This is a genomic window from Hymenobacter persicinus (assembly GCF_004167665.1).
Lineage (GTDB): Bacteria > Bacteroidota > Bacteroidia > Cytophagales > Hymenobacteraceae > Hymenobacter > Hymenobacter persicinus.
In genome coordinates this window covers 65,834-81,533 of record NZ_SEWE01000015.1, presented here as the reverse complement: position 1 = coordinate 81,533, position 15,700 = coordinate 65,834, and the positions used below count along the sequence as shown (strand labels likewise).

Below are 15,700 nucleotides of genomic sequence, written 5' to 3'. Positions count from 1 at the left end.
CTAGAAATCGAACAGGCCGCGCCGGGGAGCCGAGTCCGTCTTTTTCTCCTTCTGAGGCTTGTCCTTGTCTTTGCCGCCGCCGAAGAGGCCGTTAAACAGACCGGTTTTCTTTTCCTTGATCAGCACGTAGCGCAGGGAGAAGGCCGCCGGAAACCGGGCCCAGTCGGCGGAGTTGATTTCCACCGTCGGCTTCACGTCAAACGACAGCACGAAGGGGAAAAACGCGGTTTTGTATTCCAGCCCCGCCAGCCCGTCGAAGCCCCCGAACGCGCCGGTGTCCTTATTGTTGCCCACGTGCCCGCCCAGGCCGAAGTAGTAGTTGAGGCTGGGTCCCAGGATGCCGAAGTGCCGCTCGGCCAGCACGGTGCCGCTTACTTCCCGCGGGGCCACCAGCGCCAGGCCTTCCAGGGTGGTTTTCTCGAATATTTTTTGCTGCACGGTCAGGCCGTAGTTGTCTTTGCCCAGGCGCAGCCCGACGGCGGTACGGTATTTCTGGGCCTGGGCTGCCGGGCAGACCAGCAGGCCGGCCGAGAGCAGCAGGCCGGCGCCCAAGAAAAAGCGAGGAAGGCGAAACGTCATAATCTTGTGGGAGCTAGGGAAAACCCGGGGGCCGGGGCGCCGTTTGAACGCGCAGCGGACCCTGCAAAGTACGGGCCGGGCGCCCGAACGGCCCAACTTGCCCGCCAACCCCGTACCTTGCGGCCGCATCTTTTCTGCCTCCTTCAGCCCATTTTCCACCCGTGTACATTCATCAGGTGGCGGCCTATCTGCCCGCCCACGTCGTTACCAACGAGCACTTTACTCGCCTCAATGGTCTTTCCCACAAGTGGATTATTGAGCGGACCGGCATCCAGGAGCGACGCAAGGCAGCGCCCGGAGAAAATACCAATACCATGGCCCTAGAGGCCACGCAGCGGGTTCTGGCCCAGGCGCCCTTGTTTCCCAAAGACAGCATCGACCTGATTGTGGGCGCCACCTACACGCCCCACGACACGATTTATACCGTGGCCCACGCCGTGCAGCGCGACCTGGACGTGGCCGATATTCCGGTCGTCAGCGTATCGTCGGCGTGCTCCTCGCTGCTCAATGCCATTGAAATTGTGGAAGGCTACTTCGCCATGGGCAAGGCCCGCCGGGCCCTGGTGGTCGTGTCGGAGCACAACACGGCCTACAACAACGAGGACGACACCGTGGCCGGCCACCTCTGGGGCGACGGCGCCGCGGCGCTGCTCATCAGCAAGGACCGTCTGGCGCCCACCGACCTGCGCATGGTGGACCTGATAACGGCCGGGGCAGCCAACATGGGCAAGGCCGACACGGCCGTGACGCTCAAGCCCGTGGAGCGCGGCATCGTGATGCCCCACGGCAAGGACGTGTTCAGCCACGCCTGCCAGTATATGGCCCGCGTGACCCGTGACGTGCTCGAGCGAAATAAGCTCGAAGTAGCGGACCTGAACTGGCTGATTCCGCACCAGGCCAACCTGCGCATCACCCGCAACGTGCTCGAAAACCTGGGGCTGCCCGACGACCGGGCCGTTTCCAACATCGAGAAGCTCGGCAACACGGGCTGCGCCGGCGCCGCCATTGCCCTCGCCGACCACCTTGACCAGATCAAGCCCGGCGACCGGGTCGTGATTACCGTCTTTGGCGGGGGCTACTCCTACGGCGCCATGCTGCTGGAGCGCTAAGCCTCGCAGAGACTCAAAAAAAGTCCGCCCGGCCCGACTGCAATGCGCAATCAGGCCGGGCGGACTTTTTTGGCATAGTCCCGAGCTGAAGCTACTGCACGCGCACGAAAGGCGTGGCCCCACGGTTGCCGGCTGAGTCGCGCCAACGCAGCACGTACCAGCCCGGACGCAGGTTGTCCACGTTCAGGCTGCGGATGTTCAGGCCGGGCTCCACGTTCAGGGCCTGCCCCCGGTAATACTGCCCCAGCGCATCGTAGAGAAATACCGACAGCGTGCCGGTGGCGGCACTCGGAAACTGCAGGCGCAGCAGCCCGTTTTGGATAGGGTTGGGAAACACCACCAGGTGGCCGGCCGCCGCAGCATCGGCCGACACGGGCAGGGGTGCCGCCGTGTCGAGTGAGTTGTCGGGCCGCTCCACCCGCACCCGGTAGTAGCTGAGCTGGGGCAAGGGCTGGGGGTCGAGGAAGCGGTAGCTCTGGGTGCTGGCGCCGGCCGCCACGGTGCCCACCGGCTGCCAGGCAGTCGTATCGGCGCTGCGCTCCACCACGAACTGCTGCACGGCGCACTCGTCGCGGGTAGTCCAGGTAATTTCGGCCGTGCCGCCCTGCCGGCGGGCGGCGGTGCTAGTCAGCGGGGCGGGCAGCATGGGGCCGGGTCCGCAGTCCGGGGCCAGAAAGCTGCGCGTGCGCAGCACCAGGTGCGCCCCGGTCAGGTCGGCGGCGCCCAGGCTGCGCTTGACCTGGGCGGCCCGCACCCCGTAGTGCATCACGGCGGCCTCCAGAATCACGTGACCCAGCTGCTGGGCGTGGCCCAGCTCGTGCACCAGCACCGATTCGAAGTCGTATTGCACTGCCGTAGGAAAGCCGGGTCCAAACTGGAAGTTGATGCCGTCGTCGAACTGCATGTCGATTTCCTTGACGTAGAACACCAGCTCACCCCGCGGGCCATAGCAGCCCCGGTAGTAGTTGGTGGTGCGGCCCAGAATCCCGGCCGGGAGCTCGGCGCCAACGTCGAAGCCCACGGAGTTTTCGCCGTCGTCGGCGGCCCCGTGCCCGCTGCGGTTGCTGCCTAGCGTCCAGTTCACGCCGGTTTGGCAGCGCCAGGTTTCGAGCAGGCCGCGCCGCAGAATTTGGGAGGCGTTGGTATTGGAAGCAAAGCCGGTTTCCTGCTGAAACGTGAGGCCGCCGCTGCCGTTCTGGTTGCTGTGCCGGGGCCGCACGACTTCCTTGCTGGCCCGGTCCTGCACGTTCGACAGCGCGTAGGTCACCACTATGGTTCGGCTGCTGGTGGCCTGTAGTTTGTCGGCCGTCGTCACGCGCACGGGGCCCGTACCGGCGGGGTTTCCCGAGAGGCTGAAGGAAGGCACGCGCACCTGAATCTGGGTATCGGTCCAGCTCACGTAGTCGGCAACCTGGGGCTGGATGAAAGTCGAGCCCCCGTCGTCGGCATTGCGAAACTCCACGAAGCCCGTCCCCTGAGTGTTGCCAAAGCCGCTCCCGACGATGGTCAGCACGGCGCCGGTGCCGGCCGTGATGGTGGCGGGCGTCAGGGAGGCAATGGTGGGGGCTTGCCCTTTGGCAGCCGCGGCCGGTTGGGCCAGGCGCTGCCGGGCAGTTTCCAGGCGCTGATTAGCCCCCATAATTCGGCGGGGCTGACCGGTTTGCGCGCTCAGGGTCGTATAAAATGTCTTATCAATGGCCGGGTACGTCTGGAAGGGCTCCGCGGCCGACAGCGTGGCGAGGTCGTAGCGGATAAAGCCCTGCTGACTGCCGTAAGCCAGCCACCCGGCCTCGGCGGTGATGCCCGCGGCAGGTTGCAGGAAGAGCACACCCTGGTCGCCGACTTGCAGCCGCAGGGTGTTAGTCAACTCCTGCCAGTCGGTGCCGACCGTGCCGCCTTCGGTCAGGACGATGAGCTCCGCGGGGGCCTCGCCCTTGAAGGTGCTGAATACCCGGACCCGGTGCCGGGTGTAGATGCGCCGGTGGGCCGCGTCCCAGAACCCGTCAGCGCTGAGCACCTCGCCTTCCACCACCAGCGCCGCCTGTTGGCTGCGGCGGGCCGGGTCCAGGGGAGTAAGGGAGCAATGCGTTTCGGCGCCGCTGCGCGGGCTTTGAGCAGCCGCGGACAAAACCGGGCCCATCAGAAGCAGACCGATGCAGGCGGCCGTCAGCTGCCGGGGCGCAGAAAAGAACATCATAGGGCAGGGCAGGCTAGGATCGTCCTGACAAGATACAGGATTTGCCCGCCCTTCGGCACGATGGAGGTGGCTAAAACAGGCTGCCCTGCACCGGCTGGGGAATGATGCGCGGCGGGGCCACTTCCAGGCCGGTCAGCGCCCGGACCTTTTCCAGGAAATACTGGGTCCAGAGCGGGGAATGCATGATGTCTTTCTGGTGAATGAACACGTAGGCCGTTTGCAGCCCCTGGCTCAGCCAGTGCGCCAGCCGCTCGGCCCAGGCATCGGCGCGGCTGTAGTCGGAGCCGATGAGACCGTGGCCGTTGAGGCGCAGAAAGGCCGTGGCGGTGGTCAGGCGCATGTGCAGCACGTCGCGGCGGCCAGCCACGTCGGTCAAGACCAGGGTTTTGCCCAACGCTTCGAGCATGGCGGCCACCGAGTCGCGCAGGCCTTTGTCGGCAAACCAGGCCGGGTGACGCAGTTCCACGGCCAGGGGCACGTAGCTCGGGAAGTCGAGCAGGTAGCGCTCCAGCCGCGGCAGGTGCTCGGGCCCAAACGTGGGCGGCAGCTGCAAAAACGCCATTCCCAGCTTCTCATCCAGCTCACTGATAGACCGGCAGAAGGTGGTCGTCAGCTCGTCGGCATTGTACAGCTCCCGCTCGTGGCTGATAATCTGGGGCATTTTGGGGCAAAACTTGAACCCGGCCGGCACCGCGTCGCGCCACTTGCGCACGGTGGGCGCGTCGGGGATGCGGTAGTGGGTGGTATTGAGTTCGATGCTGTTGAACTGCCGGCCGTAGTAGTGCAGGTAGTCGGAGTCCTTGATACCGGCCGGAAAGTAGGAGCCTAGCCACGCCTTATTCGTCCAGATCGGACACCCTATATAAAGAGCCGGCGGACCGGCCGATTGCGGCTGCGCGCGGGCGAGGGCAGCGACCGTTTCGGGGTGGTCGGCGGGCAGGCGAAAGTCAACGTAGCGCAGGTCAGAAAGGCGGCCAAAATCCATAGGACAAAGTACGGCAAAACCCGGCGGCCGGCGTGGCCTACGCATAGGAAGATTCCGGGACTTTTGCAACCGGCCTCCAAACGTAGTGGCGGCGGCAATGCCAAAATTTTTTATCCGGCGGATAGTCTTATTTTTTGCGGCCGCCTTTATCGGTCTTTCTATAATACAAAATCACCCTTAACTAAACACAATCACCCTTTTCACTGGATTCCTGGCAATTACTTTAATACAAGTTTTATTAGAAAAGGCCAATAATCAGCCAGTCAATGGCGCGCGGTCAGGCGGGCCACGCGCGGTGGTTAGCGGGGCGCTTCTAGATTTGTCGTGTTCACCACCCTTCATTCCTATGAAGTTCCTACCGCTACGCCTCCACGTTTTCAGCACCCTGCTGGCTCTCTCTTTTGCCTTGCTCACGGCCCCCGTTACCCGGGCTGCCACGCACGGCGACGACGGCAAAAAAACCACTGCCGCCTCCCGCACTACCGTGCTGCGGGGCCGCGCGTCGTGGTATGGCCGCGAGCATCAGGGCATGCGCACGAGCAACGGCGAGCGGTTTGACCGGATGAAGTACACCTGCGCCCACAAAACCCTGCCCTTCGGTACCCGCCTGCGCGTGACGAACCCCGATAACGGTAAGTCCGTGGTAGTGCGCGTATCGGACCGCGGCCCGTTTCGCCACCAGCGCATCCTGGATTTATCGGAAGTAGCGGCCCGCCCCCTCGATATTGTGCGCCGCGGTGCCGTGTCGGTGGTGGCCGAAGTAGTGCCCGACACCACGCCCCTGGGCCCGGCCGAAGCGCCCGAAAACCTGACGGCTCTGGCTTCCGACTCGGCCGCTACCTCGCTGGCCGTGGCTACGCTCACCGACATTGTGGCCGGGGCCACGGAAGCCACCGACGTGGTAGTAGTGCCCGCTCCGGCCCCGAGCTTCGTGGTGCAGGCCGGCACGTTCGGCGACGCCCTGAACGCCCAGACCATTCAAACCAAGATTCAGCAGCTCGATAAAAGCCTGAACGTGACCGTGGCCCAGAGTCAGCTTAACGGCCGCCCGCTCAACCGCGTCATCATCGGGCAGTACGCCGACCGCGCCGAGGCCGAGCTGGTGCGCCGCCGCCTGCTGCAGTGGGGCATTACGGGCCTGGTCCGGCAAACCGAGAATCTGTAGCGTATTGTGTTCGGGCGCCGGTCAGCCGGCAGCTACTGAGAAGGGCCGCTGCACAGCGGCCCTTTTTCGTGGGCGGCGAGCGGGTTTGCGCGGACGGGAAACTTCCCCCAACTTACCGGTCCGACTAACTCCGTTTTATGTGGCAGTGGATTAAAGCTATTCTGACGACGCTCCTGACGCTGGTGCTGACCTGGGTGCTCAATACCCGGCAGGGGGAGCTGCCGCCGTTCGGCAAATTCCTGAGCCCGTTCGGGGGGTTCTGGCAAACCGACGCCGCCACCAACGAATTTCCCGCTGCCCAGACCCTGCGTTTGCCGGGTTTGCAGCAGCCGGTGCAGGTGCGCTACGACGACCGGCACGTGCCCCACATCTTCGCGCAGAATGACCACGACCTGTACTACGCCCAGGGCTACCTCACGGCCCAGGACCGGCTCTGGCAGATGGACTTCATTGCCCACGTGGCCGGGGGGCGGCTGTCGGAAATTGTGGGGCCGGCCCGGCTCGAAACCGACCGGTTCTTCCGCCGCATGGGGCTGCCCTACGGGGCGCGCAAGTCGCTGGACGCGGCCATGCAGGACCCCGTGGTGCGCACGGTGCTCACCTCGTACTCCGACGGCGTCAATGCCTACATCGGCACGCTCACCCCGCGCACCAAGCCCTTCGAATACAAGCTGCTCGACTATGCCCCCGAGTCCTGGGAGCCGCTGAAAAGCGCCTTGATTCTGAAGTACATGGCCTTTGACCTCAGCGGCCGCTCCGATGACTTGCGCATGAGCAACGCCCTGGGCAAATACGGCCCGGCCGTGGTCCGGGACCTGTTTCCCGACTACCCCCAGCGCGAAGACCCGATTGTACCTACCGGCACGCCCCTGGGTTTTAAGCCCCTGCCGGTGCCGGCCACTCCGCCTTCCTTTCAGGCGGCCATGTCAAACAAAACGCCGCAGAACGAGCCCGACGCCGAGCTGGGCTCCAACAACTTCGCGGTGAGCGGCGCCAAGTCGGCCTCGGGCTTTCCGCTGCTGGCCAACGACCCGCACCTGCAGCTCAACCTGCCCAGCATCTGGTACCAGGTGCAGCTGGCGGCCCCGGGCGTGAACGTGTACGGCGTCAGCATTCCGGGCACGCCGCTGGCCATTATCGGCTTCAATGAGCGGGTGGCCTGGGGCGTGACCAACGTGGCCGCCGACGTGATGGACTGGTACCAGCTCAAGTTCAAGGACGGCTCCATGCGCGAGTACTGGCACGACGGGCGCTGGAAGCCCGTGCGCCGGGTGGTGGAGCGCATCGTGGTGCGCGGGCAGCCCGACCGGCTCGACACGGTGCTCTACACCCACCACGGCCCCATCGTGTACGACCACGACGAGAAGCCCTTCCTTTCCCAGACGCCCATTCGGCACGCCATGCGCTGGACGGCCCACGACGCGGCCAATGAGTATCTGACCTTTTACCGCCTCAACCGCGCCCAAAACTACGCCGACTACACCGCCGCCCTGGCCACCTACGGCTCCCCGGCCCAAAACTTCATCTTCGCCGACCAGCAGCAAAACATTGCCATCTGGCCCAACGGCAGCTTTCCGCTGAAGTGGAAAGACCAGGGCAAGTTCATCCTCGACGGCACCGACCCGGCCTACGACTGGCAGGGCTGGATTCCGGCGGCCCAGAACCCGCACGTGAAAAACCCGGCCCGGGGCTTCGTCAGCTCCGCCAACCAGTCGTCGACGGGCCCCGACTACCCCTATTATCTGAACTGGAGCTTCGGGGGCTGGGACCGGGGGCACCGCATCAATGAGCGGCTGGCGCGCATGACCGGCGTGACGCCCGACTCGCTGCGAATGCTGCAAAACGACAACTTCGGCATCAATGCCCAGCTGGTACTGCCCCGCCTGCTGAGTTTGGTGAAGCCGGATCAGCTCAGCGCCGCCCAGCGCCCGGCTTTCGAGCAGCTGCGGCGCTGGAACTACTACTACGAAGCCGACGCCGTGGGGCCCACCATCTTTGAACTCTGGTACGGCACCCTGCTCAAGCGCCTCTGGGATGATGACTTCGGCCCAGCCGCCGGGGCCGGCGAAATGCGTCCGCCCAGCCGGGACCGGTCCAATACGCTGCTGCTTACTGAGCCCAACTCCCGCTGGATTGACGACCGGCGCACCCCCGCCCGGGAAACCCTGGACCAGCTCGTGCTTCAGTCCCTGCAGTTTGCCACCGACTCGCTGCAGCGCAAGTTTGGCCCTGTGGGGCCGGAGTGGCGCTGGGCCCACCAGAAAAGCACCGACATCCTGCACATGGCTCAGCTGCCCGGCTTTGGCCGGATGGACCTGAACGTGGGCGGCGGGGCCGGCATCGTGAATGCCACCTCGGAGCGCAACGGCCCTTCCTGGCGGATGGTGGTGGCGCTGGGGCCGCGGGTGCAGGGCTACGGCGTATTTCCCGGCGGGCAGAGCGGCAACCCCGGCTCGGTTTACTACGACGACATGATTGACACCTGGAGCGCGGGCAAGCTCGATGAGCTGGTATTCCTGCGCCGCCCCGACGAGCCCAATCCCCGCCTGCAAGCCGCCTGGACCCTGCAAGCCGCTAAGTAATTCTCTTTCCCCCGCCTAGTTCCTCCTGCTTATGCGCCTTTTCCTGTTGATTTTCGGGCTGGCCGGCCTCGCGCAGTTCTTTCTACCCTGGTGGATTATTACCCCTGTGGCCTTGGCAGCCGGCGCGGCACTGGGGCGCACGGGCGGCCGGGCCTTCCTGGCGGGCTTCGCAGGCATTGGGCTGGGCTGGCTGCTGGTGGCCGGTTGGGAACAGGCCCAGAACGCCGGCCGCCTCAGCCACCGCGTGGCCCAGCTGATTCCGCTGGGCGGCTCGGGCTGGGCGCTGGTGGTCGTCACGGCTATCATCGGCGGACTCGTGGGTGGCCTGGCTGCCCTGGCCGGCTGCTGGCTCCGGCAGGCCGTGCTCACGCCCCGCCAAGCCCCGGCGGCGAAGCCCGACCAGGTATTAACGCACTGATTTACCTTTTTACCTCTCGCCCTAACGCAGCAGCGCCCCTTTCCGGCCGTGGAAAGGGGCGCTGCTGTTCAGAGAAGCTTCGTTGATCGGGCTGTTAATAGTACTGCGAGATGAAGGCGTAGGCCTGCAGGGTGTAGGAAGGCGCGGACGTGAAGTGGTTGCCGCCCGGAATCGGGCGCAGCTCAACCCGCGTGGCCCCGCGGGCCTTCATGGCATTGTAGGCATCCTGGGAGTTGAAAAACGGCACGTAGTCGTCGGCGGTGCCGTGAAACAAAGCCAGGGGCGCCTTGGGCTGCCAATCGTAGATGTCGTTGTCGCGGAAGGAGGCCTGCAGGGACTGATCCGTCTTGCCCAGCACGGCCTGGCGGAAACCGGGCGTGAACAGCTCCGAGGCCTGCGAAGGCACCGCCCCGAAGGGGTCGGCCTGCAGCTGAGCAGCCCAGGGGGCGTTGAAGTAGTAGGAAAATGGCCGGTTGATGCCGTACACGCGGTTGTAGGTGTCGAGCACCCACACGTAGGTACTCAGAAAGCTCAGCGGCTGAGTGGAGCTCAGGATGTAGTCGGCGAAGGCCGACTTGTGGTAGGCCCCAGCCCCGGGCGCACTGGCCGTCACGCTGAACTCGGCCGCGGCCTTTTCCTCCATCAGCTTGTGCAAAGCCAGCGTGGCAAAGCCGCCTTCGGAGTAGCCGAGCAGAAAGTTTTTCTGGTTGAGGGTCAGCTTCTGCTGGGCGGCAAACTCCCGCGCGGCCCGCAGCATGTCCAGCGAGGCCGAGGCCAGGGAAGCAGCGTGCTCGTACGGGTGGGGCAGGCTTTTGGAAGCCCCGTAGCCGATGTAGTCCGGGGCCGACACGATGTAGCCCGTCGAGGCCAGCACCGACACGGCCGACCAGACCTCGCTGCCGGAGCTGTAGTACGACGGGGCCCGGGACTCCTCATCGGGCCGAATGGTGCCGTGCTGGTAGCTCAGCAGCGGCAGCGGCTGGGTCGTGACGGGCACCAGCAATGCGCCGGAGGCCGTGATGCGCTGCCCATCGGTATTGCGGGTGGTGTACGTGAGCCGGTAGACGCGGATGGGGTATTTGACCAGGGCCCCGGCAATGGGAATGTCGGATACCCGGGCGGCCAGGCTGCTGGCAGAATACTCCCCGATCAGCGTGCTGCTGACCAGGTGCGGTGCTTCGGCGGCCGGAGTTTCGGCGGGCACGGCCTGCGGGGCGGTGGCGTCCTTGGTGCAGCTCAGGCCCGATGCCGTGCTGACACCGGCCCAGAGCGCAAAAGCCAGCCGTAGTAGGCGGCGGTGGAGAAAGTTGACGGTCACGTTAGATTATAGCGGGATGATTGGTATTCCTGTAACACCACCGGCGCCAAAAGATTTCCTCCCGCCCCACCGGATTTGCCGGCGCCGGCCCACTACTATCTGAGCAGGTGTATTTTCCATCTTACCTAACGAAATAGTTTCATAACTAAAATATTAGTTGTATATTAGAGCAAAGCAAGTCCCCTCATGGAAACCTTCCCCGAACTCACCAAAGCCGAAGAGCAGGTAATGCAGGTGCTCTGGCGACGTGGTCCTTCCTTCGTGAAGGACGTGCTGCCCGAGCTGCCCGCCCCGCCCCCGGCCTACAACACCGTCTCGACCATCATCCGGATTCTGGAGCAGAAAGGCTTCGTCGACCACGAGGCCTTTGGCCGCACCCACCGCTACTTTGCGCGCGTCGCCCAGGACGACTACCGCCGCTTTTCGCTGCGCAAACTGCTGGGCGGGTATTTCGGGGGCTCGTTCAGCCGGCTCGTCTCGTTTTTTGCCCGCGAAGAAGACCTCGACGCAACCCAGCTCGAACAGCTGCTGCGCCTGGCTCAGCAGGATCTTCCCCAACCGCCTTCCAACCATGCCGACTCTGACGCTAGCCCTGCTGCTTAGCTGGTGGGGGCAAAGCACGGCCTTGCTGGGCGCGGGCTGGCTGGGCTACCAGCTGGCCCTGCGCCGGGAGCCGGACTTTCGCTTCAACCGCTACTTTCTGCTTTTGCTTCCCGTGCTGGCGTTGGCGCTGCCCCCGCTGCTAACTCTGGCCACGCCCGCGCTGCAAGCCTGGCTACCGGCAGCGGCCAGCGGCGGGGTTTCGGCCCAGCTGCCGGGCGTGCTGCTACCCGCCGTGAGTTCGGCCGCGGCCGGCAGTACTGCACCATCCGCGTCGAACTGGCTGCTGGCCTTGTACCTGACCGGGCTGGCGGCCTCAGTGGGGCGACTAACCTGGCAGCTGCTGAACTTGTGGCGCCAAACCCGGAGCCTGCCGCGGGAGGTGCGGTCGGGCTACGTGCTGGTGTACACCGCGGGCCGGCTGCCCGTAAGCTCGTTTGGGCGCTGGATTTTCTGGGACGAAACCGCCGCCCTCACCCCTGCCGAGGCCGCCCTGATGCTGCGCCACGAGGTGGCGCACGTCGTCCAGCGCCACTCCCTCGACCGGCTGCTGCTGGAGCTGCTGCGCGCAGTACTTTGGCCGAACCCCTTTGTGCACGGCTACCCCCGCGCCCTCGAATTAACCCACGAATACCTGGCCGATGCCGCCGCGCTGGGCAGCGGCCCAACCCTGGCGGACACCACGGCTTACGGAGCCCTGCTGGCCCGCCTGGCCCTGCGCCGCCTGCACCAGTCCGCCGCCGGCCTTGCTCACTCATTCACGTATTCGCCCATCCTGAGCCGAATTGCCATGCTTACTCCCGTCCACCCCATCCGCCGCTGGAAGCAGTGGCTGACCGTACCCACCACGCTGGGCTTGCTTGCCGCGCTGGCGCTGGTCAACGTCGCCTGCCAGTCGGGGCCCCCGCCTCCGCCGGTACCGGCTGAGGTTCCGGCCCCGCCTCCCCCATCCGCAGTGTCCCCAGCCAACCTGCCGCCTCCGCCGCCCGTGCCCCCGCAGGAAAAGGTGTACGACTACGCCGACCAGATGCCGGAATATCCCGGCGGGCAAAGCCAGCTGCTCCAGGACGTGGCCCTGCGCCTCCAATCTCCGGCGGCGGCCAAAGCGGCGAAGCTGGGCGGGGTGGTGTTCGTGGAGTTTGTAGTCAGCGCCGAGGGCCGGCTGACGGACGTAACCATCAAGAAAGGTATCGTGGCGCCGGGTCAGGAAGCGGCGGCCCGGTCGCTGAACGAGGCCGCGCTGCGGGTGGTGCGGGGGCTGACGGCCACCTGGACGCCGGGCCGTCTGCACGGCAAAGCCGTGGCCGTGAGCTACATCATTCCGCTGCGCTTCGCCCCGCACGTGGAGCCCGGCGGTGCCAGCCTGATTTCGCCGCTGCAGACCTGGAATCAGGTCCTTTCGGCCTGCTAAACCAGGGCGGGCCGGTACTGAAACGAGCGGGGACGGGTTTTTTCGCGGCAAAAAGGCGTAACTTGCTGACCTATCTGCCTTTCACCCATTCTCTTTTCAGTGACTTTTCCTTCTTCCTCTACCCGCTTTGCCGCGCCTTTCGTTTCGGCGCTGGGCCTGATTTTCTCCCTTTCCCTGGCTGGCTGCGGCACCCGCACCGACGGGGAAACCGCCGACACCAAAGCCACCGCCGAAGCGGCCGCCCCGGTCGTGGTCGACACCATCAAGCTCAAGGCCATGGCCATGCAGCGCGACTCGCTCAAGGCCGACTCCATTGCCAAGAAAAACGGGCAGTTGCCGGGCGCCATCCTGCCGGGTCACCGCATCATTGCCTTTTATGGCAACATCCGCTCGAAGGGCATGGGCATTCTGGGCCGGGAGCCCAAGGAGCAGATGTTCCGCAAGTTTGAGGGCGTGCTGAAGGAGTGGCAGGCCGCCGACCCGAGCATTCCGGTGCAGGCCGCTCTGCACAACGTGACCATCACGGCCCAGGGCTCCCCCGGCAAGGACGGCAAGTGGCGCCTGATGAACTCCAAGGCTACCATCGAGGAAGTTATTTCCTGGGCCCGGGAGCATAAGTGCATCCTGTTTCTGGACGTGCAGCCCGGCCACAGCACCCTGCAGGCCGAATTGCCCAAGCTAGAGCAGTACCTCAAGCAGCCCGACATTCACCTGGGCATCGACCCCGAGTTTTCGCTCTCGACCATGCCCGGCGTGCGTCCCAACCAGAAAATCGGCACCCTGGATGCTAAAGACGTGAACTTCACGGTCAACTTCCTAGCCCGCATCGTGAGCGAAAACAAGCTGCCGCCGAAAGTGCTGACCGTGCACCGCTTCACCCGGAAGATGATTACCAACTACAAAAACATCAAGCTCGACCCCCGGGTGCAGATTGTGATGCACATGGACGGCCACGGCGAGCCGACCCTGAAAAAGGACTCCTACCACGACTACATCCAGACCGAGCCCGTGCAGTACACCGGCTTCAAGCTGTTTTACGAGTACGACGCCCGGCCCAAGCCCCACCACATCATGACCCCCACCGAGGTCCTGACCCAGCTCACTCCCAAGCCGCTCTACATCCAGTATCAGTAGTGGTGAACTTGTGGAGTGGTGGGTTGTCGTTCGGACGCTTGCTTCTTACGTAACAAAAGCCCCGTCGTGCAGCACGACGGGGCTTTTGCTTTCGGCTGTATCCGGCTGGCTGGTCAGCAGGAGCTTCCGGAAACATTGTAGGGCGTGCTGGCTGGTCAGCATGGGCTTCCGGAAGTACTGTAGTGCGGGCTGGCTGGTCAGCGGGCATTTTTACACTTGTTGTAGCCCTTGCTGACCAGACCGGAGGCCTTTGCAGTACTTACGAAGCCTGCCCTGCCCGGGCGGGAGGCCCTTTTGCGAACCGTGTAGCGCCTCCCGACCAGGCAGGAGGCCCATTTATAACTCGGGAAGCGCGTGTCCCTTCGGCCGGGCGCGTCAGGCTGTCCACTGCGCGCAGCAGGTGGGGGCCGTTGATACGCTGCGCCTGAAAGATAAAGCCCTTTCCTACTGCTTGTAGAAAAGGGCTTTCCAGTAAAATATCAGGTCGGGTTAGGCGGCAGACAGTTGGCTGGGGCTAGTTCCTAACCATGCCACAAGTTCACAACTTCACCACTAGTGGGCGGCGTTGAGGTCGATTTTCTCGTTGCTCTTGGCCCGCTTGATGAGCAGCACCAGGGGCAGGCAGATGACGAAGAACAGGCCAATCATCGAGAACACCTGGGAGTAGGTAATGATGGACACCTGCTTCATCAGAATGCCTTCCAGGGCGGCGTAGGCCTGGCGCTGCGCCTGCTCAAAGGAGAAGCCCCGCGACATGAAGTTGGCCGTGAAGGCCTGAATGCGCTGCACGGTGTTCGTGTCGTAGAGCGAAATGTGGGCCAGCGGGCTGATGCGGTTCTGGGCGATGCTGCGCTCGAGGTAGGTACCCACGATGGCCACGCCGAACGAGCCGCCGAGCTGGCGAATCATGCCGGTGAGGCCGGCGGCCTGGCCCGCGTCCTTGCCTTTCAAACCAGCCAGGCTCATGGTGGTGATGGGCAGGAAGATGAGGCCCATGCCCAGGCCGCGCACCATCAGGGGCCAGAAGAAGTCAGATTCCCCGGCCGTGGGCGAAATGATTCTGGCCATCCAGAAGGTGAAGACGAAGAAGATCAGAAAGCCCGTCGGAATCATGTATTTCTGGGGCACGCCGGCCTGCAGCATCTTGCCGATAACGGGCATCATAAAGCCGGAAGCCAGAGCACCCGGCAGCAGGATCAGGCCGGTCTGGGCGGCAGTGAAGCCCAGGATACGCTGGGTGAAAATCGGGAAGATGAACACCGAGGCAAACATGCCGAAGCCCAGCACAAACGAGAGCACCGCGCCCACGGCCAGGTTGCGGCTCTTGCCCAGCACCCGCAGATCCACGATGGGCTGGGCAGCCGTCAGCTCCCGCCACACGAAGCCCACGAGGCCAATGACGGCCAGGGCCGTGAAGCTGTTGATGTAGGCACTTTCAAACCAGTCCTCGGTTTCGCCCTGCTCCAGCACGAGCTGCAAGGAGCCCACGCCCAGAATCAGCAGGCCGATACCCAGCCAGTCGATTTCGCGCAGGGGCCGCGGAATGGCGTTTTTAATCCGCTCGGGGTCCCGGATAAACAGCAGCGTGAAGATGGAGGCCATGATGCCCACGGGCACGTTGACGTAGAAAATCCAGGGCCAGTCGTAGTTATCCACGATGTAGCCGCCCAGGGTTGGGCCGATGGTGGGGCCAATGATGACGCCCATGCCGAACAAGGCCTGCCCCAGCGGGAGCTGCTTGGGCGGAAAGGTGTCGATGAGAATGGCCTGGGAAGTAGCCATCAGGGCCCCGCCGCCGATGCCCTGCACGAAGCGGAAAGCCACTAGCTCCCAGATGTTGGTGCTCTGCCCGCAGGCAATGGAGGCCAGCGTGAAGATGACCACCGATACGAAGTAATAATTGCGGCGCCCAAACTGCTCGGCCAGGAAGCCGGTCATGGGAATGACAATCACGTTGGCAATGCCGTAGGAGGCAATTACCCAGGTCACTTCCTGCTGGGTGGCCGAGAGGTTGCCCATCATCTGGGTCAGGGCCACGTTCACGATACTGGTATCAATGAGCTCCAGCAGGCAACAGAGCACCACCGTCACGACGATGATCCACTTGGTAAATCCGGTTTCCATTAGGTGAAATGGTGAAATGGTGAAATAGTGAGTTTGATGTTCTTACTTGAGGTAATTCGATCAACCTTACCTATTCAC

12 protein-coding genes are annotated in these 15,700 nt (G+C 64.2%); 7 read left to right on the top strand and 5 right to left on the bottom strand.

What is annotated here, in order from left to right:
• The gene (locus EWM57_RS09320; RefSeq protein WP_129920872.1) at positions 1-579 is read right to left on the bottom strand and encodes a hypothetical protein; all 579 of its coding nucleotides are present in this window, start codon (positions 577-579) and stop codon (positions 1-3) included.
• Positions 580-740: 161 nt separating this feature from the next.
• On the opposite strand from EWM57_RS09320, the gene EWM57_RS09315 reads away from it, so the two are divergent.
• Complete coding sequence (locus tag EWM57_RS09315; protein ID WP_129920871.1) at positions 741-1,688, top strand: 3-oxoacyl-ACP synthase III family protein; 948 nt, start codon at positions 741-743, stop codon at positions 1,686-1,688.
• Between the two features lie 91 nt (positions 1,689-1,779).
• On the opposite strand, the gene EWM57_RS09310 is transcribed toward EWM57_RS09315, so the two are convergent.
• Entirely contained in the window at positions 1,780-3,885 is a 2,106-nt protein-coding gene (locus tag EWM57_RS09310; protein ID WP_129920870.1) for an IPT/TIG domain-containing protein, read from the bottom strand.
• A 70-nt stretch (positions 3,886-3,955) separates the two neighbouring features.
• A complete protein-coding gene (locus EWM57_RS09305; protein WP_129920869.1) occupies positions 3,956-4,870 on the bottom strand; it encodes a DUF72 domain-containing protein in 915 nt (304 codons plus the stop codon).
• A gap of 346 nt (positions 4,871-5,216) precedes the next feature.
• Here EWM57_RS09305 and EWM57_RS09300 point away from each other — a divergent pair, with 346 nt between their 5' ends.
• From EWM57_RS09300 to EWM57_RS09290, 3 genes are all read left to right on the top strand, one after another.
• Positions 5,217-6,035: a septal ring lytic transglycosylase RlpA family protein gene (locus EWM57_RS09300; protein WP_129920868.1), complete on the top strand. Its 819-nt coding sequence runs from the start codon at positions 5,217-5,219 to the stop codon at positions 6,033-6,035.
• 137 nt (positions 6,036-6,172) lie between these two features.
• Positions 6,173-8,617: a penicillin acylase family protein gene (locus EWM57_RS09295; RefSeq protein ID WP_129920867.1), complete on the top strand. Its 2,445-nt coding sequence runs from the start codon at positions 6,173-6,175 to the stop codon at positions 8,615-8,617.
• Between the two features lie 31 nt (positions 8,618-8,648).
• On the top strand, positions 8,649-9,035 hold the full coding sequence (locus EWM57_RS09290) for a hypothetical protein (RefSeq protein ID WP_129920866.1): 387 nt from the start codon (positions 8,649-8,651) through the stop codon (positions 9,033-9,035).
• 94 nt (positions 9,036-9,129) lie between these two features.
• Here EWM57_RS09290 and EWM57_RS09285 read toward each other — a convergent pair whose 3' ends face one another.
• Complete coding sequence (locus tag EWM57_RS09285) at positions 9,130-10,353, bottom strand: alpha/beta hydrolase family protein (RefSeq protein WP_129920865.1); 1,224 nt, start codon at positions 10,351-10,353, stop codon at positions 9,130-9,132.
• Between the two features lie 186 nt (positions 10,354-10,539).
• Here EWM57_RS09285 and EWM57_RS09280 point away from each other — a divergent pair, with 186 nt between their 5' ends.
• The 3 genes from EWM57_RS09280 (at position 10,540) to EWM57_RS09270 (ending at position 13,498) form a co-directional block, all read left to right on the top strand.
• The gene (locus EWM57_RS09280; RefSeq protein WP_129920864.1) at positions 10,540-10,956 is read left to right on the top strand and encodes a BlaI/MecI/CopY family transcriptional regulator; all 417 of its coding nucleotides are present in this window, start codon (positions 10,540-10,542) and stop codon (positions 10,954-10,956) included.
• Positions 10,925-12,364, top strand: coding sequence for a TonB family protein (locus EWM57_RS09275; protein WP_129920863.1), 1,440 nt, complete (start codon positions 10,925-10,927; stop codon positions 12,362-12,364). The genes EWM57_RS09280 and EWM57_RS09275 overlap by 32 nt, the downstream gene beginning before the upstream one ends.
• Before the next feature lie 99 nt (positions 12,365-12,463).
• The gene (locus tag EWM57_RS09270; RefSeq protein ID WP_207218290.1) at positions 12,464-13,498 is read left to right on the top strand and encodes a hypothetical protein; all 1,035 of its coding nucleotides are present in this window, start codon (positions 12,464-12,466) and stop codon (positions 13,496-13,498) included.
• 552 nt (positions 13,499-14,050) lie between these two features.
• Here the strand turns inward: EWM57_RS09270 and EWM57_RS09265 are convergent.
• Positions 14,051-15,622, bottom strand: a complete 1,572-nt coding sequence (locus tag EWM57_RS09265; protein ID WP_129920862.1) for a DHA2 family efflux MFS transporter permease subunit — start codon at positions 15,620-15,622, stop codon at positions 14,051-14,053.
• Positions 15,623-15,700: the final 78 nt, after the last annotated feature.